Genomic DNA, 23,063 nt, shown 5'->3' on the forward strand with positions numbered 1-23,063 from the left:
CGGGGGCTCGCCATGTTCTCCCGCTTCTTCATCGACCGGCCGATCTTCGCGGCCGTGCTGTCGATCTTCATCATGATCGCCGGGCTGTCGGCGATGCGCGTGCTGCCGATCGCGCAGTACCCCGAGATCGCGCCGCCGGTGGTGTCGGTGGTCGCCGTCTACCCCGGCGCGAGCGCCGAGGTGATCGAGCAGACCGTCGCCGCGCCGCTGGAAAACGCGATCAACGGCGTCGAGCACATGATCTACATGAACTCGACGTCGACCTCCAACGGCGTCGTGACGATCCAGGTCACCTTCGACATCGGCACCAACGTCGACCAGGCCGCGCAGCTCGTCAACAACCGCGTCAAGCAGGCCGAGGCCAAGCTGCCGCAGGAAGTGCGGCGGCAGGGCGTGACGGTGGAGAAGGGCTCGTCGGCCTTCCTGCAGGTGATCGCGTTCTTCTCGCCCGACGGCAGCAAGAGCGACCTCGACATCAGCAACTACGTGACGCTGAACGTGCTGGACCAGCTCAAGCGCGTGCCCGGCACCACCAACGTGCAGATCTTCGGCGCCAAGGACTACGCGATGCGCATCTGGGTCAAGCCCGACCGCCTCGCGCAGCTGAAGCTCACCACCGGCGACCTCGCGCGCGCCATCGGCGAGCAGAACGCGCAGTTCGCCGCCGGCAAGGTCGGCCAGGCGCCGACCGGCGGGGCGCAGGAGATGGTCTACACCATCACCACGCAGGGCCGGCTGTCCGATGTGCGGCAGTTCGAGGACATCATCGTGCGCTCCGGCGACGGCAACGGGCACGGCTCGGGCCTCGTCCGGCTGAAGGACGTCGCACGGGTCGAGCTCGGCTCGAAGGACTACGACTTCATCGGCCGCATCAACGGCAAGCCGGCGACCTTGGTTGGCGTCTTCCTGCAGCCGGGCGCCAATGCGCTGGATGTCGCGAAGGAGGTCGAGACCACCGTCAGCGAGCTCGGCAAGCGCTTCCCGCCCGGCATCACGCACTCGATCCCGTACGACACGACGCGCTTCGTCAAGGTGTCGATCGAGGAGGTGGTGATCACGCTGCTCGAGGCGATGGTGCTGGTGATCGCGGTGGTGTTCCTGTTCCTGCAGAACTGGCGCGCGACGCTGATCCCGGTGGTCGCGGTGCCGGTGTCGCTGATCGGCACCTTCGCGGGCCTGCTGCTGCTGGGCTACTCGATCAATACGCTCACCTTGTTCGGCATGGTGCTGGCGATCGGCATCGTCGTCGACGATGCGATCGTCGTGCTCGAGAACGTCGAGCGCCACATGCAGGAGGACCACGTCTCCGCGCGCGAAGCGGCGATCCTGGCGATGCGCGAGGTCTCCGGCCCGGTGATCGCGATCGTGCTGGTGCTGTGCGCGGTGTTCGTGCCGATTGCCTTCCTCGGCGGCCTGACCGGCGAGCTGTACCGCCAGTTCGCGGTGACGATCGCCATCGCCGTCGTCATCTCCGGCATCGTGGCCCTGACGCTCACGCCGAGCCTTTGCGTGCTCATCCTGAAGAAGGGCCATGGCAAGCCGGGCCGCTTCTTCGCCTGGTTCAACGACTGGTTCCACCGCATCACCGGCCGCTACGTCGACGGGGTCGGCTTCATGGTGCGGCGCGCCGGCATCGGCCTGCTGCTGTTCGGCGGCATGGTGCTGCTGACCATCGGGCTGTGGCGCGTGACGCCGGGCTCGCTGGTGCCGGAAGAGGACCAGGGCTTCTACATCTCGGCGGTGATCCTGCCCGACGGCGCGTCGCTGGAGCGCACCGACAAGGTGGTCAACGAGGTCATCGGCATCATCAAGAGCAACCCGCACAACCTGGACGTCGTCGCCTTCACCGGCTTCGACTTCCTGGGCGGCGGCTACCGCAACAACGCGGCGACGATCTTCGTCACGCAGACGCCGTGGAAGGACCGGCCGGTGCCGGTGCAGGCGCTGGTGGGCGAACTGTTCGGCAAGACCATGCACATCAAGGAAGCGCTGGTGCTGGCCTTCAACCCGCCGCCGATCTTCGGCCTCGGCACCGCGGGCGGCTTCGAGTTCTACATCCAGAACCGCGGCGAAGGGGGCGCCAGGCGCCTGGCCGAGGTGATGCAGCAGTTCCAGGGCGCGGCCTCGAAGAGCCCGCTGCTGGGTCAGATCCAGTCGCTGTGGCGTGCGCAGTCGCCGCAGCTGACGGTGGACGTCGACCGCGAGCGCGCGAAGGCGCTGGGCGTGCCGGTCGACGAGGTGTTCAACACCTTGTCGTCGACGCTCGGAAGCTACTACGTCAACGACTTCAACAAGTACGGCCGCGCATGGCAGGTGCTGATGTCGGCCGAGAGCAGCTACCGCAGGCAGCCGGACGACATCGGCCGCATGTGGGTGCGTTCGGCCAGCGGCGAGATGGTGCCGGTGTCCGCGCTGGCCACCGTGCGCTACTCGTCGGGGCCGGAGACGCTGGACCGCTTCAACAACCTGCCGGCGGTGAAGCTGTTCGGCCAGGGGGCGCCCGGCGTCAGCTCGGGCCAGGCGATCGCCGAGGTCGAGCGCATCGCGCGCGAGGTGCTGCCGCCGGACTTCAGCTTCGACTGGGGCGGCGCCTCCTATCAGGAAAAGCGAGCGTCCGGCACCTCGGGCCTGACCTTGGCGCTCGGCGCGCTGATGGTCTTCCTGATCCTCGCGGCGCAGTACGAGAAGTGGTCGCTGCCGCTGTCGGTGCTGCTGGCCGTGCCGTTCGGCACCTTCGGCGCGCTGGCCGCGGTCTGGCTGCGCAGCTACACGAACGACGTGTACTTCCAGATCGGCCTCGTCACGCTGATCGGCCTGGCGGCGAAGAACGCGATCCTGATCGTCGAGTTCGCATCGCACAAGGTGCACGAAGGCCTGTCGCCGTCGGCCGCGGCGCTCGAAGGCGCGCGGCTGCGCTTCCGGCCGATCATCATGACCTCGCTGGCCTTCATCCTCGGTGTGCTGCCGCTGGCCATCTCGTCGGGCGCCGGCTCGGCCGCGCGCCGCTCGGTCGGCACCGGCGTGATGGGCGGCATGCTGGCCGCCACCTTCCTGGCGATCTTCTTCGTGCCGATGTTCTTCAAGATCGTCACCGCGCGCAAGCTGCGCGAGGCGCGCAGCACCGCCGAGCTGAAGGCCGAGGCCGAACACGCGCACCAGGCCGGCCTGGCGTCGGTGCACCACCCGAGCCACCGCCCCGGCTCGACGCCGCCGTCGGGCATCGGCCCGGTGGCGGGAACCCAGGGAGAGCCGGCATGACCCGGCCGTCGACGACGATGAAGACCACCTCGACCCCCACCCTCACCGCGCTGGCGCTCGCCGTGCTGCTTGCCGCGCAACTGGCCGGCTGTGCGAGCCCCGGCCCGGCGGCGCCGCCGTTGCAGGCCGACGAGCTGCCCGCGGGCCAGGCCGTCGCGCCGGTGCCCGTCGACTGGTGGAAGCGCTTCGGCGATCCGCAGATCGACGCGCTGGTCGCCGAGGCGCTGGCCAACAACCGCGACCTCGCGCGTGCGTTCGCGCGCATCGACGAATCGCGCGCCGCATTGCGGGCGGCGAACGCCGACCGCTCGCCGCAGGTCAACGCGGCCGCCAGCGGCGCGCGCGCGCGGTCCAGCGAGAACGGCGCGATCCCGGGCGGCGGCACCGCGAACCTGTTCAACGCGACGGTCGGCGTCTCGTACGAGCTCGACCTGTGGTCGAAGCTCACGAAGGCCAGCGCGGCCGCCCGCGAAGAGCTTCTGGCCACCGAGTACGCGCGCGATACGCTGCGCACCGCGCTCGCCGCGCAGGTGGTGCAGTCGTATGCCACCTTGCTGTCGCTGGACGCGCAGATCGGCATCTACCAGCAGGTGCTGGTCGGCCAGCGCGACGGGCTGCGGCTGAACAAGCTGCGGCTCGACGTCGGCGAGATGGCCGAGCTCGACTGGCGCCAGCTCGAGGCCGAGCTGCTGAACAGCGAGCTGCAGCTGCCGAAGCTGGAGCGCTCGCGCGGCGAAGCCGAGCGCGCGCTGGCGCTGGTGCTCGGCCGCAGCCCGAAGGCGCTGATCGAGCAGGGCATCCAGCGCAGCGTCGCGGCGGTGCCACCGGTGGCCGACCTGCCCGACGCGCTGCCGTCGGACCTGCTGCTGCGCCGTCCCGACGTGCAGGCCGCCGAGGCGCGTCTGCGTGCGGCCGGCGCCCGCGTCGACGTCGCCCGCGCGGCCTACCTGCCGAGCATCACGCTGTCCGCGGCCTTCGGCCGCGAGAGCACCGAGCTGTCGAAGCTGCTCGACGGGCCGTCGCTGATCTGGAACGTCGTCGCGTCACTGACGCAGCCGATCTGGAACGGCGGCCGCCTCGACGCGCAGCGCGACGCCGCGCAGGCGCGCCGGCTGCAGGCCGAGCTCGACTACCGCGATGCGATCGCCACCGCGTTCAAGGAAACGCGCGACGCGCTGGCCGCGCACGGCGAAGCGCGCCAAAGCCTGGACACCAGCCAGCGCCGCAGCGTTGCGCTGCAGCGCGCCGCGCAGCTGACGAAGCTTCGCTTCGAAGGCGGCCAGGTCGGCCGGCTGCAGGTGATCGAGTCGGAGCGCGACGCGCTGCTGTCACGCCTGCAGGCGCAGGACGAACGGCGGGCGCTGATCGCGGCGCAGGCCGGGGTCTACCGCGCGCTCGGCGGCGGCTGGCGGAAGCCGACGACGGCGGCGGGCGAGTGAGGCGTCGCAGGGTGCGCTGAAGCGCCCACGCGCATGCACAATGCGCGTCTTTTCGCTGCTAAGTGCCCGTGCCGATGCCCTGGTTCCACCCGCTGCGTCCGCTGTCGTTCCTCGCACTCGGCCTGGCCGCCACGGCGGCGTTGGCGCAGCCGGCGACGCCCGCACCGGCGCCGGCCGCGCCGATCGTCGCGGTGCGGCTGCAGCCGGGCGAACACCTCAGGCTCGACGGCACGCTGGACCACCCGGCCTGGCAGCGCGCGCCGGTGTTCAAGGACTTCGTGCAGAAGTTTCCCGAGCCCGGCCCGAAGCCGCCGCACGAGACGCAGGTGCGCGTGCTGTTCGACGACGCGGCGCTGTACATCGGCGTCGAGGCGCTGGACGAGCAGCCCGAGCGCATCCGTGCGCCGCTGGTGCGCCACGACCAGGTCAACCGCACGCAGGACTTCGTCTTCGCCAACATCGACGCGATCGGCGCGCGCCAGGCGGCGCAGTTCTTTCGCGTCAATGCCGCCGGTTCGATGGCCGACGGCATGTACACCGCCGCGGATGACGCCGAGGACTTCGCGCCCGACTTCGACTTCGATGCCGTCGCCAGGCGCCACGCGCGCGGCTACACGGTGGTGATGCGCATCCCGTTCGGCTCGCTGCGCTTCGACGGCGAGGGCCAGCCGGCGTGGCGCATCATGGTCGGGCGCCGCGTGCCGCGCGAGCAGTTCTACCTGCACACGTCCGTGCTGGTGCCGGTGGACGCGCCGAGCTTCATCGCGACGATGCAGCCGCTGGACGGCGTGCAGTTGCCGGCGCACCAGCAGTTCCTGACCCTGCGGCCCAGCGTGACCTTTCGGCAGACGCGCGCCCGCACCGGCGACGGCCCCTCGGCCCGCGACCGGAACGTCGATGCCAGCCTCGACCTCAAGTGGCGGCCGCTGCCCGAGCTGGTGATCGACGGCACGCTGAACCCCGACTTCTCGCAGGTGGCGCTCGACGTGCCGCAGCTGTCGGGCAACACCCGCTTCGCGCTCTTCGTCGACGAGAAGCGGCCGTTCTTCTTCGAGTCCAGCGACCTGCTGCGCAGCCCGACCGACGCGATCTACACCCGCAGCTTCACCGAGCCCAAGGCCGGCCTGCGTGCGACCTGGCGCGGCCGCAGCATCGCGGGCACCGCCTTCGGCATCGACGACCGCGGCGGCGGCCTCGTGCTGCTGCCCAGCGCCTTCGCGACCGGCGAAGCGCTGCAGCCGGCCTCGCAGGCGCTGGTGATGCGCGGGCTGCGCAGCGGCGACGGCCTGCAGTTCGGCGGCCTCGCGGTCGGCCGGCGTTATGCCGACGAGCGCGGCGCGAACAACGTCGTCGGCCCGGACCTGTCGTGGCAGGTCGACGAGGCCTGGCGCGTGCGCGGCCAGTGGCTGCGCTCGATGACCACCGCGCTGCCCGACGAAGACGGCCGCCTGCGTCGCGGCTCCGAGCGGACCGGCGACCGCGTGCTGCTGAAGGCCACCCGGCTGACGGACACCACCGAGACCGCGCTCACCTTGGACGATATCGATCCGGGCTTCCGCCACGACTCCGGCTTCGTGGTGCAGAACGACGTGCGCAAGCTCGAGTTCTTCTTCGGCAAGCCATGGCGCCAGTGGGCCGGGCTCAACGAGTTCTGGCTCAACGTGCACGTCGACGACAGCCGCACGAAGCGCAGCGGCGAGCGCATCGGCCGCAGCGTCTACCCGGGCTTCTGGCTGGTCGGCCCGCACAACCTCGAGGCCGACCTGCACTACCACGGCTGGTCGCAGCTGCGGGTGCGCCCCGGCGGCGCGCTGCACGACGAGCGCTACTGGAAGGGCATGGTGGTGATCACGCCGGCGCCGTGGATCCCCTTCCTCGAGCTGAGCGGCCGCGCCGGCCGCATCGTCGATGTCGAGGCCGACCGCCTGCGCAAGGGCGGCGATGCGTCGCTCGTGGTCACGATGCGCCCGCACGCCCGGCTGGAGCTGGAGCCGCGCGGCTCGTACGCCTGGAGCAGCGAGAACGGCCGCCGCATGTACCGCGAGACCACCGCGCAGCTGCTGGCGGTGTGGCACTTCGATGCGAAGCAGACGCTGCGCGCGATCGTGCAGCACACGACGATCGACCGCCGCGCCGAGGCCGGGCTCGACGGCTGGCGCTACGCCGACACCCAGGGCTCGCTGACCTACGCCTGGCGGCAGTCCTCCGGCAGCGTGCTCTACGTCGGCGCGGCGCGCTCGCGCGAAGGCGTGCACGGCCCGGCGCGCAGCAACGAGGTCTTCGTCAAGCTGCAGGTCGACGTCGACGAGCTGCGCCGCCGTTTCTAGGCCCCCCGGGGCCGAAGGCGCTGGCCTGCGCGCCGCGCTCGTGGCACAGTCGGTCGGCCCTTGAGGCGACCACGAGGAGACGCGCATGATCAAGTCCGGCATCGACCAGCAGGCGCTGATCGATCTGTTCGCCAACGCCAGCGCCAAGCAGACCGAGCAGTTGCGCCAGGCCGTCTACCAGGCCACGCTCGGCGCGCTGCAGGGCCGCGAGCTGAGCCTGAAGAACATCCGCGGCGTGCTCGGCGCGGTGACGCAGGCCGCCGGTGCCGGCGTGGCGAAGAACCCGCTGGCCGGCGTCGACGCCGACGCGCTGCTCGACAAGGCCGTCACCGGCATGGACGAGGCGCTGCTGAAGGCGGTCGAGGCCAACCAGGTCGCGCTGCAGCGCTTCGTCGACCAGGGCGTGGACCTGCGCGAGAGCCAGCTGAAGAAGGCGCTCGGCGACCTCGAGAAGTTCGAGGACATGCTGCTGGGCGTCGTGCAGAAGGGCGCCGGCGCGGCCGGCGACCCGCTGGCCGGCGCCTGGAACCAGGTGGCCGAGAAGCTGCAGATGAAGGGCAGCCTGTCGGGCCAGCAGGCCAGCGAAGCCGCCGAGACCTTCGCGAAGCAGATGCAGACCGCCGTGCGCGAAACGCGTGCCGCGAGCCTGCGCGCCGCGCAGACGCTGGCCGACAGCTACGGCGCGCTGGTCAGCGGCGTGCTGATCGGCATGTCCGACGCGCTGCGCCAGGGTGCCGCCGCGGCCGAGGCACCGGCCGCGAAGCCGTCGCGCAAGCGCTGAAGCCGACGCGCCAGACGCCGCAGGAGCCGGGATGCCACCGGCCGCGATCGACTTCCAGGAGGGTCAGGGTCGCCTGCTGGAGCTGATCGCGCGTGGCGCGCCGCTGACCGATGCGCTGCAGCAGCTGGCGCGGCTGATCGAGGCGCAGTGCGACGGGCTGCGCTGCGCGGTGCGCGTGCTGGACGCCGAAGGCCAGCCCGGGTGCCCGGCCGCTGGCACGCCGGCCGGCGCCGAGGCCGGCTGGTCGGCACCCATCGTCTCGAAGGACGGCGCGCTGCTCGGCAGCGTCGCGCTGCTCGGCCAGCACGCACGGCCGCCGACCGCCGCCGAGACGGATCTGCTGGCCAGGGCGGCGGGCATCGCCGCCATCGCGATCGAGCGCCAGCGGCACGAGGACGCGCTGCAGCAGGCGGTGCTGGAGCAACGCGCGATCTTCGACAACGCGACGACGGCGATCTTCCTGGTCAAGGACCGCGCGATCCAGCGCTGCAACCGCCGCCTCGAGGAACTGCTGGGCTACGAGCCGGGCGAGCTCAACGGTCAGCTGACGCGCGTGTACTTCCCCTCCGATGCGGCCTGGGAGGCGTTCGGCGAGGCGGCCTACGCACGCATCGGCGCCGGCGAAGGCTTCGTCGCCGACACCGAGATCATGCGCAAGGACGGCTCGCTGATCTGGACCACGGCCTTCGGCACCGCGATCGACCCGGCCGACCTGAGCAAGGGCACGGTGTGGGTCGGTGTCGACATCAGCGAGCGCAAGCGAACCGAAGAAGCGCTGCAGGCCGCGCTGATCGAGCAGCGCGCGATCTTCGACAACGTCAACGGCGGCATCCACGTCGTGCGCGACCGCGTGACCTTGCGCTGCAACCGCGGCTTCGAGGCGATGCTGGGCTACGGCCCCGGCGAGCTCGACGGCCGCTCCACGCGCATGTACTTCCCGTCCGACGAGGCCTACGACGAGTTCGGCCGCCTCGCCTATGCGCCGATCGCCGCGGGGCGTCCGTACATCGGCGAGATCGAGCTGGTGCGCAAGGACGGCGAGCGGCGCTGGTTCGCGTCGCACGGGTCGGTGATCGACCCGCAGGACCCGGGCAAGGGCACGATCTGGATCTCGCACGATGTGACCGAGCGGCGTCGCGCCGAGGCCGCGCTGCAGGAGCTGCTGCTCGAGCAGCAGGCGCTGCTGGACCATTCGGCGATCGGCATCGCCTTCGTCGTCGAGCGCACGATCGTGCGCGTCAACGGCGAGCTCGAACGCATGCTGGGCTACGACGCCGGCGAGATGAAGGGCCGCTCGACACGCTGCTGGTACACCAGCGAAGAGGAATACGAGGCCATCGGCGCCGCGCTGGCGCCGGTGGCGCGCGCCGGCGGCGTGTTCTCGCGCGACATGCAGCTGGTGCGCCGCGACGGCAGCCGGCTGTGGTGCAGCGTGCATGCCAAAGGCATCCAGGCCGACCGGCCCGAGCTGGGCGGCGTCTGCGTGATGCAGGACATCAGCGGGCGCAAGCAGGCCGAGGCCGCGCTGGTGGCGGCCAACGAGCGCCTGGAGCGCGGGCTGGCCGAGGTGGAGCAGACGCGCAGCGAGATCTCGCTGCTGTCCGAGCTGTCGAGCTTCCTGCAGGCCTGCGCGACGGCCGCCGAGGCCCATGCGGCGATCGCCGACTACGCGCCGCGGCTCTTCCCCGCGTCGGCCGGCGCGCTGTACCTGCAGGAGGGCGATGGCATCGAGCTGATGAACGAGGCGCTGCGCTGGGGCGACAAGCCGCTGGTGGCGCACTTCATCAACGACGAATGCTGGGCGCTGCGCCGCACGCAGCCCTACCGGCTCGACCAGCCGAGCAGCGTGCGCTGCTGCGCACACGTCAACGCCGGCCACCGCGCGGTCGGCCCCTGCGCCTGCCTGCCGCTGCTGGCGCAGGGCAAGATCTTCGGCCTGCTGTACGTCGAGCATGCGGCCGTCGACGGCGCCCGCGCCGATGCGCGCCATCGCCTCGCGGTGGCGCTGGCCGAGCAGTGCGCGCTGGCGCTGGCCAACATCGGGCTGCGCGAGACGCTGCGCCAGCAGTCGATCCGCGACCCGCTGACCGGGCTCTACAACCGACGCTTCATGACCGAGACCATCCGCCGCGAGCTCGCCCGCGCCGCACGCCAGGGCCAGGGCCTGGCGGTGGCGATGATCGACGTCGACCACTTCAAGCGCTTCAACGACACCTACGGCCACGATGCCGGCGACGTCGTGCTGCAGGCGATGGCCCAGCTGCTGGAAACCCACGTGCGGCGCAGCGACGTCGCCTGCCGGCATGGCGGCGAGGAGTTCGTGCTGCTGCTGGCCGGCCTGTCGCAGGCGCGCGCCGAGCAGCGTGCGCAGGAGCTGCTGCGGGAGGTGAGGGCGCTGAAGCCCACGCACGGCGGCCGGCCGCTGGGCAACATCACCGCGTCGATCGGGCTGGCGCTGTTTCCCCAGCACGGGAAGACGCCGGAGGCGCTGATCGAGGCGGCGGATGCGGCCTTGTTCCGGGCCAAGGCGGCCGGGCGCGACCGGGTGCTGGTGGCCTGAGCCGTCGGGACCTGGCCTGCCGGCGGTGTATCGTGCCGGCCGATGACGACGACCTTCTTCTGGCACGACTACGAAACCTTCGGCCGCGTCCCGCGCCGCGACCGCCCGGCGCAGTTCGCCGGCCTGCGCACCGATGCCGAGCTGAACGAGGTCGGCGAGCCGCTGATGCTGTACTGCCAGCCGCCGCGCGACATGCTGCCGGACCCGGAGTCGTGCCTGTTGACCGGCATCCTGCCGCAGCACTGCGCCGAGCACGGCGTGCCCGAGCACCAGTTCGCCGCGCGCATCGAGGCGGCGCTGGCCGAGCCGGGCACGATCGGCGTCGGCTACAACACGATCCGCTTCGACGACGAGGTCACGCGGCACCTGTTCTGGCGCAACCTGATCGATCCGTACGGGCGCGAGTGGCAGAACGAGTGCGGCCGCTGGGACCTGCTGGACGTCGTGCGCTGCGCGTATGCGCTGCGGCCGGATGGCCTCGAGTGGCCGCGGCACGAGGACGGCCGTGTCTCCTTCAAGCTCGAGCACCTGACGAAGGCCAACGGCCTGGCGCACGAGGCGGCGCACGATGCGCTGTCCGACGTGCGCGCCACCGTCGCGCTGGCGCGGCTGATCCGACGGCAGCAGCCGAAGCTCTTCGACTTCTGTCTGTCGCTGCGCAGGAAGGACGCGGTGTGGCAGCAGATCGGCGCGCTGGCCGAGGGCGCCAGGCCCTTCCTGCACATCTCCGGCATGTACCCGGCCGAGCGCGGCTGCATCGCGCTGGTCTTCCCGCTGGCCCCGCACCCGACCAACAAGAACGAGCTGATCGTCTGGGACTGCGCGCACGACCCGATGCAGCTCGCCGGGCTGGATGCCGACGCGGTGCGGCTGCGCCTGTTCGCGCGCACCGAGGACCTGCCCGAGGGCGTGGCGCGGCTGCCGATCAAGACCATCCACATCAACAAGTCGCCGGTGGTCATCGGCAACCGCAAGACGCTGTCGGACGCCCAGGCCGAGCGCTGGGGGCTGGACATCGCGCTCGGGTTGCGCCATGCCGAGACCGCGCTGCGCGAGGCGGCCGGCTGGTCGGCGTTGTGGCCGGCGGTGTTCCAGCGCCCGGCGCCGGCGGGTCCGGCCGACGTCGATGAGGACCTCTACGGCGGCTTCGTCGGCAACAACGACCGCCGCACGCTGGAGCGCCTGCGCCTGCTGACGCCGGACCAGCTGGCCGCCAAGCGCCCGGCCTTCGAGGACCCTCGCCTGGACGAGCTGCTGTTCCGCTACCGCGCGCGCAACTTCCCTGGCACGCTGACCGACGATGAGCTGCAGCGCTGGCACGGCCACTGCCATGCCCGGTTGCACAAGGGGCAGGGCGGCTTCACGACGCTGGCGCAGTACCTCGAGCGCATCGACCAGCTCAGCGAGACCGCCGACGAGCGCGGGCAGGACCTGCTGGGGGCGCTGGCGGACTGGGCCGAAGAGATCGCGCCCGAGACGGCTTGAAGGCGCGTCAGGCCGCCGCGGCGCGCCAACGCAGGTCGAGGCAGGCGCCGATCTCCTCCAGCAGGCTGTCGCGGTCGAGCGGCTTCGTGAGGAAGGCGTTCGCGCCGGCGGCCAGGCAGTCCTCGCGCGGGATGTTCGAGGCCGACACCGCGATGATCGGCGTCGCGCCCCAGGTGGCGTGGCCGCGGATGAAGCGGGTGGCCTGCAGGCCGTCCAGGCCGGGCATCTCCATGTCCATCAGCACCAGGTCGGGCGTCGCCGACTGCATGCGTTGCAGCGCTTCGTCGCCGTTGGCCGCCTCGCTGACCGCGAAGCCGATCGGCGCCAGCATCTCGACCAGCAGCGTGCGGTTCTGCGGCAGGTCGTCGACGACGAGGATGCGGCGCCGGTCGCCTTCGTAGGCGGCGATGTCGTGCGCCGGCGCGGCGTCGATCGGCCGCGCATCGACCACCGGCAGCGCCAGCGCGAACCAGAAGCGGCTGCCGGCGCCGAGCCGGCTCTCGACGCGGATCTCGCCGCCCATCGCGCGCACCAGCTCGGCGCTGATCGCCAGCCCGAGGCCGGTGCCGCCGGCGCGCCGTTCGCGGTTGCCCAGCTGCTCGAAGGGCCGGAACAGCCGTTGCAGCTGCGCCTCGTCCATGCCGATGCCGGTGTCCTCCACCATGAAGCGGATCGGCGCGCCGTCGCCGTCGCGGCGCAGGCTCAGCCGCACGCTGCCGCGGTCGGTGAACTTCACCGCGTTGCTCGCCAGGTTCAGCAGCACCTGGCGCAGCGCGCGGTCATCGGCCATCACCGTGCGCGGCAGCGCCGGGTCCGCATCGACGACGAACTGCAGGCCCTTGTCCTCGGCGCGCACGCGCACGATGTCGGCCACCCGGTGCAGCAGTTCGCGCAGCGGCACCACCGACGGCTCCAGGTCGAGCTTGCCGGCCTCGATGCGCGCCAGGTCGAGCAGGTCGGTGATCAGCGCCAGCAGGTGTTCGCCGCTGGACTGGATGGTCGCCACCTGCTGGCGCTGGTGGGCGTCGAGGCGGTCGCCCATCTGCAGCAGCTGCGCATAGCCGAGGATCGCGTTCAGCGGCGTGCGCAGCTCGTGGCTGACGTTGGCCAGCACCGCGCTCTTCGCGCGGCTGCCCTGCTCGGCATGCACGCGGCGATCGATCTCGACCGCCAGCGCGCGGCTGGTGTCGTTCAGCGCGGCGGCCACGTCGTCGAGCTCGTCCGCCTTGTGGCGCTTGCCGCGGCGCAGCACCAGCGGCTGCGTGAGCCGGTCCACCGTCAGCGCGCGTGCATGGCTGGAGAGGTGATCGAGGTGGCGCGTGACCCAGGCGCTGACGATGTAGAGGATGAACAGCGCGACGAAGAAGGTCTTGATGGCCTGCGTCGTCGCGATCACCAGCAGGCGGTCGACCAGCCGCGCGTAGACGCCGTCGAGCCCCACGCCGACGGTCAGCGTGCCGATCGGCCGGCGCATCGCGTCGGGCGAGTGCAATGGGTAGCTGCGCTGCAGGCGGCGGGCGCCCTGCGGCGGGCCGACGCTTTGCACCTCGCCGGCGCTGTCGCGCACCGACGCATGCTGCACGTCGCGCATCTTCACCAGGCCTTCGAGCTGCACCTGCGTCTGCTGGCGGTCGAACGACCACAGGCTGCGCGACAGGCTGTCGATGTAGGAGGCCTCGATCTGCCTGAACTGGGTCTCGATCTCGGTCAGGTCGCGCGAGTATTCGAGGTACAGCTGCACCGCGGTGGCGATCAGCGCCAGGCAGGTGCTCGCGAGAACGATCGCAGCCAGCAGCCGCGGACCGAGGCGGGCGCGGATCACTTGGCCTCGACCTCGCGCTTCGCCTCCTGCCGGTAGCGCTCGATCAGGCCTTCGGCCTTGAGCTGCTTCAGCACCTCGGCCAGCCGGGGTGCCAGCGCCGCATGGCGCGCGTGCAGGTAGGGATAGTTGTCGGCGGAGTCGAGCTCCAGCACCCGCCGGATGGCCGCCGCGCCCTTGACACTGCCGCTGGCGAACACCGGCGCCGCGGCGGCGTCGATGTCGCAGAAGGCATCGGCGCGGCCGGCGAGCACCATGTTCAGGCCCTGCGCGGTATCGGTCACGTCCATCAGGCGCTCCGGCGGCAGTTGCAGCGCCTGCAGCGTGCGTTCGCAGAACACGACGCCGCGGCGGTAGACCACGCGCAGCGGTCGCCCATGCAGGTCCTCGACCCGCTCCAGGCGCAGCGCGGGGTCGAGGCCGTAGAGCACGAAGCGGGCTTCGAGAATCGCCTCGTCGACGCGGATCGCCGACGGGTTGGCCGCGGCGTAGGCGCGTGCGCGCGCCACTTCGCCGTCGATCTCGCCCTGGGCCAGCATCGCGGCCGCCCGCTGCGTCGGCAGGTGGACCAGCTGCAGCGGCAGGTCGAGGCGCCGGAAGGCCTCGGCATAGGCGCGGCGGATCCAGCGCCCGTGATAGGAGGTCTCGGACTGGTCCGTGCCGAGCACGATCGGGCTGCGGCCGGTCTGCGCCGCCGCGGCGCCCCAGGCGAGCAGCCAGGCCGCGAGCGCATGGCGCCGGGTGCAGGACATCGTCGACTCCGTGAGGCGGTCGGAGAATTGTGCGCGTTTGTATGCGGCGTGGCGCATGTCACGCCGTGCCGCTGTGCGACGTTTCACCAGGCCTCGGCCTCCCGAACTTGACGGTTCCCGCCGGGGGCTCACGCCGCTCACAATCGGCCGCATGGTCGAGCTCTTCCGCGAAGGCGCGCCGGTCGGCGAACGGTGGACGGTGTGCCGCTGGCACGAATGTCCGCCGCAGGCGTTCACGCTGCAGGCCTTGCCGTTCGACACGTCATCGGCGATCCAGTGGCTGCACGGCTGCCGGCCGTCGGACCTGCAGCGGATGGCCGTCGACCTGCTCGATCCGCAGCTGCTGACGCGGGCGACGACTGCGCAGCTGGTCGAGCAGCTCGCCGCGATGATGGTGGGGGGCCAGCTGCGCGTGATCCGCGGGCGCCTCGGCGACATCGCCCGCGCCGCCGACGACGGGCTGGCGCCGACGCCAGCGCAGAAGCTGATGCGCCGGCTGCGCGTCACCTCGCACCTGTTCCACTTCGAGGCCGAGCGCCTTCGCATCGTCGACGCGCGCGAGTGGTCGCGGCTGCACGGCAGCACCGACAGCGAGCGCTACCGCGTGCTGCCGCGCGCCGAGGCGGCCGCGCTGATGGCGCGCATCGCCGCGTGGCCGATGCTGTCGCACGACGAGGCCACCGCGGTCGGCGAAGGCATCGGGCTGCTGCCGGCGCACTGGCGGCCCGAGCGCTCGGAAGACGGCCTGCTGCTGGTGCGCATCGTCGACCGCACCTTCAACAGCGCGGTGAGCCAGGCGGCCGAGGCCGTCACGCCGTCGCAGATGAGCCAGGCGACCGAGGAAGAGCACTGGATCCAGATCGCGCTGCTCGACGACCAGGACCAGCCGGTGCCGAACCAGGCCTACAAGATCGAGCTGCCCGATGGCGCCATCCGCGAAGGCCGGCTCGACGCCGACGGCAAGGCCTACGTCGGCGGCCTGAAGACCGGCGGCGCGTGCAAGGTCTGCTTCCCGCAGATCGACGCGAAGGAGTGGCGCGCGGTCTGAGCGCCGGGGAACCGCGGCGCTTCAGCCGGAGGGCGCCAGCAGCGCGTCGATGTCCGCGCGCATGCGGCGCCAGTGCGAACCCTCCCAGTAGAGCCCGCCGCAGCCGTCGCAGGCGGCGAAGCGCAGGTGGCGCGCGCGCACGTCGTCGGGCGCACGCTCGATCTCGTCGTCGCGTGCGGGCCGCAGCAGCGCATTGCAGCGCAGGCAGCGGGTGAACGGGCGCACGAGGCGCGCGAGGTCCAGGCGTTCGAACACCTGCTGCAGCTGGTCCCGGGGCTTCAGCGGCCGCACGTAGCAGCCGTGCGTGATGCCGCGGCGCTTCAGCAGCTCGCGGTCGCGCGTCAGCACGATGCGCTGCTCGTCGACCGCCAGCCGCTCGACCTCGTCGTCGTGGATGTGGTTGTCGTAGAGCGTGTCGAAGCCCAGCAGGCGCAGGCCGTGCGACAGGCCGCCCAGGTGCGCGTCGGCGATGAAGCGCACGCTGCGCAGCGGGCGTTTGCGAACCCTCAGCAGCGGCGTGATGTCGAGCGCCTCGAACTTCGGGTAGACGGCGACGCGGTCGCCCTCCTTCAGCGGGCGGTCGAAGCCGACCGACTCGCCGTTGACCAGCACCAGTTCGACCTCGGTGTGCGGCACGCCCAGCGTTTCCACCATGTGCTTGGTGGTCGCCGCACGCGCGCAGCGGACCTCGAAGGTACGGCGGCGGTGCTGCGGCGCGAGGAAGTCGTTCAGCTCTTCGTAGAAGCGAAAGCTGGCCGTGACCGATCCCGGTGCGTCGCTGTGCATGCCCCGATGCTGGCGCGCCGATTGCTCCTGCGTCAAATGCCGCACCTTCAGGATCGCGGGGTCATCGCCCGCGGTGCATGATGGTCGGGCTGGCGGTGCGACTTTCACGAAGTGAGGCGCGGCGTGGCGAAGACTGGGCATGTGCTGATGATCGGCAGCCGCCTCGCGGCGGCGGGCCTGCTGCTGACGTTCGCGACCCTCGAATGGCGCGGCGCGCACCTGCAGGCGGCGCTCTTCGGCGGCATCGGCCGCGAGGCGCGCTTCTCGCTCGGCGAGGGCCGCAGCGCAGACATCCGCTTTCCCGTCGGCGGCCCGCACGACCAGCGCCTGGGCTACCGCGACCTGCCGTCCTGGATCGAGCGCCTGCAGGCCGCCGGCTACGAGGTGAGCGCCCAGGCGCGCCTGTCGCCGACGCTGATCGCGCTGCACGATGCCGGGCTCTCGCTGCCCTATCGCGAGAAGCCGCAGGCCGGGTTGAGCCTGCGCGACTGCCGCGCCGAGCCGCTGGCCGAGCGCCGCATGCCGCAGCGCATCTACGCCGGCTTCGACGAAGTGCCGCCGCTGATGCTGCAGTCGCTGCTGTTCGTCGAGGACCGGCAGCTGCTTGATCCCGAGTCGCCCAGCCGCAACCCCGCGCTCGACCCGCCGCGTCTGGGCAAGGCGGTGCTGGAGCAGCTGCAGCGCGTCGCGCTGCACGACCGCTCCGCCGCCGGCGGCAGCACGCTGGCGACGCAGATCGAGAAGTACCGTCATTCGCCGGGCGGCCGCACCGGTTCGGCGGGCGAGAAGCTGCGCCAGATGCTGGCCGCGTCGCTGCGCGGTTATCTCGACGGGCCCGACACCCTCGCGCGGAGGCGCCAGATCGCCGTCGACTGGATCAACACGGTGCCGCTCGGCGCACGTGCCGGCTTCGGCGAGGTGCACGGCCTGGGCGATGGCCTGTGGGCCTGGTACGGCCGCGATTCGTCCGAGGTCGACCGGCTGCTGACCGGCCAGCGGCCCGCGGGCGCCGATGCGTTCGCCTGGCAGCGCGCGCGCGGACTCGCCTTCAAGCAGGTGCTGTCGCTGGTGATCGCGCAGCGCCGGCCGATGCAGTACCTGGTCGACGACGGCGCGGTGCTCGACGAGCAGAGCAACCGCTACGTGCGGCTGATGGCCGAGGCCGGCGTGATCGAACCGCCGCTGCGCGACGCGGCGCTTCGCCAGCGCCTGACGCTGGCGCCGCGCGCCCCGGCGCTGCCGCGCCCCGACTTCGTCGAGCGCAAGGCCGCGATGACCCTGCGCACCCAGCTCGCCGGCCTGCTGGGGCTGCCCGAGACCTATGCGCTGGAGCGGCTGGACCTCGACGTCGATTCGACGCTCGACGGTCGCGCGCAGCGGCTGGTCACCGACGCGCTGCTGCAACTGAAGGATCCGCTGATGCTGCGCGCGGCCGGCCTCGTCGGCGAGCATCTGCTGGGCGAACACGACGATGCGTCGAAGATCGTCTTCGCGCTGACGCTGATCGAGCGGGCCGACGACGGGAGCCACCTGCTGCGCGTGCAGGCCGACAACGTCGACCAGCCCTTCGACGTCAACCGCGGCGCGCGGCTGGACCTCGGCTCCACCGCCAAGCTGCGAACGCTGGTCAGTTATCTCGAGGCGATCGCCGCGCTGCACGGGCAGTGGGCCCGGCGGCCGGCGGACGAGATTCGCGCCTGGGCGCCGAGCGCGCGCGATCCGCTGGCGGTGTGGGCCCGCGAACACCTGCTGGCGCAGCAGGCACCGGTCACGCTGCCGGCGATGCTCGAGGCGGCGCTCGAACGCCGCTACCCGGCCAGCCCGCACGAGACCTTCTTCACCGGCGGTGGCGCGCACCGCTTCGAGAACTTCGACGGCGAGAAGCACGACCACCGCGTGATGAGCGTGCGCGAGGCCTTCCACCATTCGGTGAATCTGGTGTTCATCCGGCTGATGCGCGATGTCGTGCGCCACAAGGTGCACCACGGCAGCACCGAGGTCGACCAGTTGCTGGCCGACGGCACCGATGCCCGGCGGCAAGCCTTGCTGGCACGCTTTGCCGATCATGAAGGCACCGTGTACCTGCGGCGCTTCTATCGCGACTGGCGCGCGACCGGCGGCTGGGTCGATGTGCCGGCCAGGCCGCATCCGCTGCAGACCTGGCTCGACGAATACCTGCAGCGCCATCCCGACGCCAGTTTCGACGAGGTCCGCTCTGCCAGCGCCGAGGCCCGCCGCGAGGCCTATGCCTGGCTCTTCCGCACCCGCCATCCGCTGGCGCAGAACCAGCGCATCGCGCAGATGCTGGAGCGCGACGCCTTCGGCGAGATCCTGAAGGACTGGCAGCGCCTGGGCTACCCGTTCGACACGCTGACGCCGTCGTACGCCGCCGCGATCGGCGCCGCGGGCGACCGGCCGGCGGCCCTGGCGCACCTGATGGGCGTGCTGCTCGATGCCGGCCACCACCGGCCGCCGCTGCTGACCTTGCGGACACTGCACTTCGGCCGCGGCACGCCGTACGAGACGCGGCTGGAGCGGCGCCCGGCCGGTGACCACGCGGTGCTGGCGCCCGAAGTGGCTGCGGCCGCGCGGGGCGCGCTGCTGGGCGTCGTCGAATCGGGCACGGCGCGCCGCCTGAAGGGTGCGCTGCTCGATGCGGCGGGCCATCCGCTGGCGGTGGCCGGCAAGACCGGCACCGGCGACCATCGCGCTCAGCGTTTCGGCGCCGGCGGGCAACTGCTGAGCGAGCGTGTGGTCGAGCGCTCGGCGACCTTCGCCTTCATGCTCGGCGATCGTTACCACGGCACCGTCGTCGCCTATGTCGAGGGTCCGGAGGCCGCGCGCTACCGCTTCACCAGTGCACTGCCGGTGCAGTTGCTGAAGTCGATCGGTCCGCGCCTGATGCCGCTGCTGCAGCCGGATGCCGCCTGCCCGGCCGAGCCGCCGCCGCTGGCGCCGGTGCAGGGCCATGGCCTGCTGATGGTGAGCGCGCCGGTGCAGGGCCTGCGCGCGACGCCGGCGCTGCTGCCGGCGCACGAGCCGTCACCGGCGCCGGCCGCGCCGCGTGACGCGGGCGCGTTGGCAGCGAGCCCGCGCCGTGGCCTGAAGCCGGTGGTGCTGCCGATCCCGCTTCAGCTCATGAAGCCGACGTCAGCGTTCGGGAAGTAGCCCAGGTTCGGGAACACCTGGGCCATGGCCGCCGGGCCGACGCCGAACCACTTGGCCAGCGTGGCGCCGAACTGGTCGAGCGAGGTGCTGGGAATCAGCACGCCGCGGCTGCCGGCATCGTCCGGGCCGCCGAGCGCGGGCGTCGGGAAGCTGCCATACAGGTCGCCGCCGCGCACCGAGCCGCCCATCACCAGCAGGTGGTTGCCCCAGCCGTGGTCGGTGCCGCTGCCGCTGGGCTGCAGCGTGCGGCCGAAGTCGCTCTCGGTGAAGGTGGTGACGCCGCCGGCCACGCCCATCTCGACGGTCGCCGCGTAGAACGCGGCCATCGCGTCGCCGACGTTGCGCAGCAGGTCCCAGTGGGTCCAGCTCTGCGCCGAGTGGGTGTCGAAGCCGCCGAGCGAGCAGAAGAACACCTGGCGGCTGATGCCGGTGGTGGCGCGCAGGCGGATGATCTTGGCCACGTGCTGCAACTGGCGGCCCAGCGGCGTGCCGGGGAAGGGTGTCGCGAAGGCCGCGCCGCCGCTGGTGCCGGCCAGCAGCTTGTTGAGCTCGATCGCGTCCTGACGCACCTTGTTCGCCGATTGCACCAGCGCCATGCCGGAGTCCATCTGCAGGATCTGGTTCAAGGCGTTGCGCTTGGCGGCCGCCGCGCTGTCGGGCCACGCGGACATGCCGTCGGCGCCGAGGTCGAAATCGGGAATCAGGCTGGCGGACTGCACGACGTTGCCGGCGCAGAAGAGCGCGGTGCCGTTCATCGAGATCGACGCCGGGAAGCGCGAGGTGCCGTTGAGCCCGTTCATCGCATCGGCGCTGCGGCCGGCCCAGCCGGTGCCGCCGCCGGTGGTGATGCCGGTCTGCATCTGCTGGATCTGGTCGCTGTGCGAGAACAGGTTGCTCGGCAGCGGCACCGAGCCGGCCAGGTACTGCGCGCGCGTCGTCGGCCGCGCCAGCATGCCGACGTTGGCGACCACCGCGAGCTTGCCCTGCGCCCACAGCGGCGCGATGGCGTTGAGGCCGCTGTTCAGGCCGTAGGGCACGCCGCCCGCCGTGGTGACGGTGGTCAGCGTCGCGTCGCCGTTGGGCAGCGCGAGGCCGCCGCGGATCGTGCGGTAGGCATTGAAGGCCGCGGTGGATTGCGGCACGACCATGTTGTGGCCGTCGTTGCCGCCGGCCATGAAGACGCAGACGAGCGCCTTGTAGCCGGTGCTCTGCGCCTGCGCGGTGCTGCCGAAGCCGGCGGCGCCGAGCAGTGCGCTGGCTTCGAGCAGGAAGCGCCGGCGCGAGCGCTGCGGGAAATGGTGTTGGTGCGTCATCGCGGCGCCTTCAGTATTGGATGGCATGCTGGCCCGAGAGCAGCGTGAGGTACAGCGCCGTCAGCGCCTTGTCGCGGTTGTCGCCCTGCTGGGCGTTCACCGCGTTGGTGATGCTGGTGCGCATCTCTGCCGGCATGCGGCCGTACAGGAAGGTCTGGTTGCAGGCCTCGACCAGGGCCGCGGTATTGCCGCTGAGGTTGACGAACGACTGGATGCTGATCGGGAAGTCGCTGCCGGGGTTCGACAGGATCTGCCAGATGAAATTGCCGCGCAGCACGGCTTCGGTCGGCGAGTAGATCTGGAACTCCGGCCCGTACAGCGACGACTGCGGCACGCGGAACATCGGCGAATAGAAGCCGAAGACCGACGGCGGCGCCAGCGGCGTCTGGCCGGTGCGGCTGAACGACCACGCCTGCTGGTTGGTGGCGCTGATCGACCCGCCGAGCGCGCGCGCGATCGACAGGATGTGGAAGATCGGGTCCTTCAGGCGGCCGCCGGTCGGCGTAGCGGCATCGTTGCGGGCCTCGGCGTCCGTGAGGATCGCGCGCACGGTGGCGCGCAGGTCGCCGCGCACGCCGCTGCCGTTGTTGTTGAACACTGCCGTCACCCGCTGCACGTAGGCCGGCGACGGGTTGCTCGTCACCAGCGAGCGGATCAGCCGCGTGACGACGAAGGGGCCGACGTTCGGGTGCGCGAAGATGCAGTCGAGCGCCGCGTTGGTGTCCTGCTGCGTCGTCTGGCCCGCGGCGAGGTTGCAGCCGAGGAAGCTCTTCGCCGCGGTGTCGTGGTTGGCCTCGCGCGGCACCATCGGGCCGGTGAAGTTCTCCCACTCGTTGTTGATGTAGACCCAGCCGGTCAGCGCGCGCGCCAGCTGCTGCACCTCGTCCTGCGTGTAGGTCGCGACGGGCACGCCGCCGCTGGTCTGCGTCGAGCCGTCCGGGTTCAGCTTGTAGAGCCCGATCGTGAACAGCTGCAGCAGCTCGCGAGCGTAGTTCTCGTTCGCCGCGCCGCCGGCACCGGGCTTGGTGCTGCGCGCGAGGTCGAGGTACTTGCCCATCTGCGGGCTGGTGGTGATCTCGCCGAGCAGCGTCCGGTAGTTGCCGAAGGCGTTGCGGCTGAGGATCTGCAGGTACGGGACGATCTGGTCCGGGTAGTTGTTCTTGTTGATCGAGATCACGATGATCTGGGACAGCGCATAGGCCACGCGCTGGCGCAGCTGGTCGGGCGCGGCCGACAGCCGGTTCAGGTACTGCGACTGCGCGATGCGGTTGTCGTTCGCCGGCACCGGAATGGCCGTCTCGGCCATCGTGAACTGCTCGTTGAGCCAGCCGTTGACGCCGAGCTGCTTGACGCGCGCGACCGCGGCCGCCGTGGGGCCGAAGGCGGCCTGTTCGAGCAGCCGCGAGGCCGCGAGGTCCGCCGAACCGCCGCCGCCCGGCGCAGCGGTGATGGTCACGGTGGCCTGGGCATTGGCCGTGCCGTTGGCCGCGGCGGTGGCGCGCACCGTGACGCTGGCGGGCGAGGGCACCGCTGCCGGCGCGGTGTAGAGGCCGGCCGCGGTGATCGTGCCGACCGTGGCATTGCCGCCGGCGATGCCGTTGACCGACCAGCTGACCGCCGTGTTGCTGCTGCCGCTCACATTGGCCGTGAAGGCCTGCGTGCTCGACACGGCCAGCGAGACCGCGCTCGGGGCCACCGCGACCGTGACGGGCGGCGGCGGCGTGCCGTTGGTGACCGCGACCATGACCGTATCGCTCAGGCGCGCGCCGAGGCCGACCTGCGCGACGATCACCGGCACCGAGCGTCCGACCTGCAGCGTGGTGGCGGTTCCGCTGACCTGCAGCTGGGTCGCCGAAACGAACGTGGTCTTCATCAGCACGTTGTCGAACTTGCTCACCACGTCGGGCGTGAAGTTCTCGCCATTCAGCGTCATCGTGAAGCTGCCGACCGCGACGCTCGTGGGCGTGGTGCTCCACAGGCGCGGCTTGATCCGCGACACGGTGAGCGTGGCTTCGCCGAAGCGCGTCGGGTCGACCGTGCTGGTCGCGCGCACCTTCACCGAGTTCGCCGCTGGCACCGCCGCCGGCGCCAGATACAGCCCGCTGGCATTGATGGTGCCGTAGGTGGCACTCCCGCCGGCGACACCGTTGACGCTCCAGGTCACGGTGTTGGGGGTGAGCGGCACATAGGCCGTCATCTGCCGGGACGTGCCGATCTCGACGTGGCCAGCGCCGTAGACGGTGATGTTCTGGGCCATCGCGCCGCCGCAGGCGAGCAGCAGCAGCCACAGGCGTAACAGGTGCCTGAAGACGTTCATTGCTTTTTGG

Annotated in this window: 13 protein-coding genes; 8 read left to right on the top strand and 5 right to left on the bottom strand. The window is 71.5% G+C overall.

What is annotated here, in order from left to right; translation table 11 throughout:
• Positions 1-12: 12 nt before the first annotated feature.
• The 6 genes from P1K89_RS02990 to sbcB all read left to right on the top strand — a co-directional run bounded on the left by P1K89_RS02990 (position 13) and on the right by sbcB (position 11,850).
• Complete coding sequence (locus P1K89_RS02990; protein WP_284614872.1) at positions 13-3,258, top strand: efflux RND transporter permease subunit; 3,246 nt, start codon at positions 13-15, stop codon at positions 3,256-3,258.
• Positions 3,255-4,697 carry an efflux transporter outer membrane subunit gene (locus P1K89_RS02995; protein ID WP_284614873.1) on the top strand — a complete coding sequence of 481 codons (1,443 nt, stop codon included), beginning with the start codon at positions 3,255-3,257 and terminating at the stop codon, positions 4,695-4,697. The genes P1K89_RS02990 and P1K89_RS02995 overlap by 4 nt, the downstream gene beginning before the upstream one ends.
• Positions 4,698-4,771: 74 nt before the next feature.
• The gene (locus P1K89_RS03000) at positions 4,772-7,024 is read left to right on the top strand and encodes a carbohydrate binding family 9 domain-containing protein (RefSeq protein ID WP_284614874.1); all 2,253 of its coding nucleotides are present in this window, start codon (positions 4,772-4,774) and stop codon (positions 7,022-7,024) included.
• Between the two features lie 85 nt (positions 7,025-7,109).
• Positions 7,110-7,805 (top strand): DUF6781 family protein, encoded by a 696-nt coding sequence (locus P1K89_RS03005; RefSeq protein ID WP_284614875.1) that lies wholly within the window; start codon positions 7,110-7,112, stop codon positions 7,803-7,805.
• 31 nt (positions 7,806-7,836) lie between these two features.
• Entirely contained in the window at positions 7,837-10,365 is a 2,529-nt protein-coding gene (locus P1K89_RS03010; RefSeq protein WP_284614876.1) for a sensor domain-containing diguanylate cyclase, read from the top strand.
• A 42-nt stretch (positions 10,366-10,407) separates the two neighbouring features.
• Entirely contained in the window at positions 10,408-11,850 is a 1,443-nt protein-coding gene (sbcB, locus tag P1K89_RS03015) for an exodeoxyribonuclease I (RefSeq protein ID WP_284614877.1), read from the top strand.
• 7 nt (positions 11,851-11,857) lie between these two features.
• Here sbcB and P1K89_RS03020 read toward each other — a convergent pair whose 3' ends face one another.
• Positions 11,858-13,672: an ATP-binding protein gene (locus P1K89_RS03020; RefSeq protein WP_284614878.1), complete on the bottom strand. Its 1,815-nt coding sequence runs from the start codon at positions 13,670-13,672 to the stop codon at positions 11,858-11,860.
• A complete protein-coding gene (locus P1K89_RS03025) occupies positions 13,669-14,421 on the bottom strand; it encodes a transporter substrate-binding domain-containing protein (RefSeq protein ID WP_284614879.1) in 753 nt (250 codons plus the stop codon). The genes P1K89_RS03020 and P1K89_RS03025 overlap by 4 nt, the downstream gene beginning before the upstream one ends.
• Before the next feature lie 151 nt (positions 14,422-14,572).
• On the opposite strand from P1K89_RS03025, the gene P1K89_RS03030 reads away from it, so the two are divergent.
• Positions 14,573-15,469 carry a hypothetical protein gene (locus P1K89_RS03030; RefSeq protein WP_284614880.1) on the top strand — a complete coding sequence of 299 codons (897 nt, stop codon included), beginning with the start codon at positions 14,573-14,575 and terminating at the stop codon, positions 15,467-15,469.
• 21 nt (positions 15,470-15,490) lie between these two features.
• Here P1K89_RS03030 and P1K89_RS03035 read toward each other — a convergent pair whose 3' ends face one another.
• Positions 15,491-16,255, bottom strand: a complete 765-nt coding sequence (locus tag P1K89_RS03035) for a Mut7-C RNAse domain-containing protein (protein ID WP_284614881.1) — start codon at positions 16,253-16,255, stop codon at positions 15,491-15,493.
• Between the two features lie 123 nt (positions 16,256-16,378).
• Here P1K89_RS03035 and P1K89_RS03040 point away from each other — a divergent pair, with 123 nt between their 5' ends.
• On the top strand, positions 16,379-19,423 hold the full coding sequence (locus P1K89_RS03040; protein WP_284614882.1) for a transglycosylase domain-containing protein: 3,045 nt from the start codon (positions 16,379-16,381) through the stop codon (positions 19,421-19,423).
• On the opposite strand, the gene P1K89_RS03045 is transcribed toward P1K89_RS03040, so the two are convergent.
• Together P1K89_RS03045 and P1K89_RS03050 are read right to left on the bottom strand one after the other, a co-directional pair.
• Positions 19,387-20,736 carry a DUF1501 domain-containing protein gene (locus tag P1K89_RS03045; protein WP_284614883.1) on the bottom strand — a complete coding sequence of 450 codons (1,350 nt, stop codon included), beginning with the start codon at positions 20,734-20,736 and terminating at the stop codon, positions 19,387-19,389. The two genes, P1K89_RS03040 and P1K89_RS03045, sit on opposite strands and share 37 nt — an antisense overlap.
• A gap of 10 nt (positions 20,737-20,746) precedes the next feature.
• Positions 20,747-23,053, bottom strand: a complete 2,307-nt coding sequence (locus P1K89_RS03050) for a DUF1800 domain-containing protein (protein WP_284614884.1) — start codon at positions 23,051-23,053, stop codon at positions 20,747-20,749.
• Positions 23,054-23,063: the final 10 nt, after the last annotated feature.

Origin of the sequence: Aquabacterium humicola, assembly GCF_030167915.1 — a bacterium.
Classification (GTDB): domain Bacteria; phylum Pseudomonadota; class Gammaproteobacteria; order Burkholderiales; family Burkholderiaceae_C; genus Pseudaquabacterium; species Pseudaquabacterium humicola.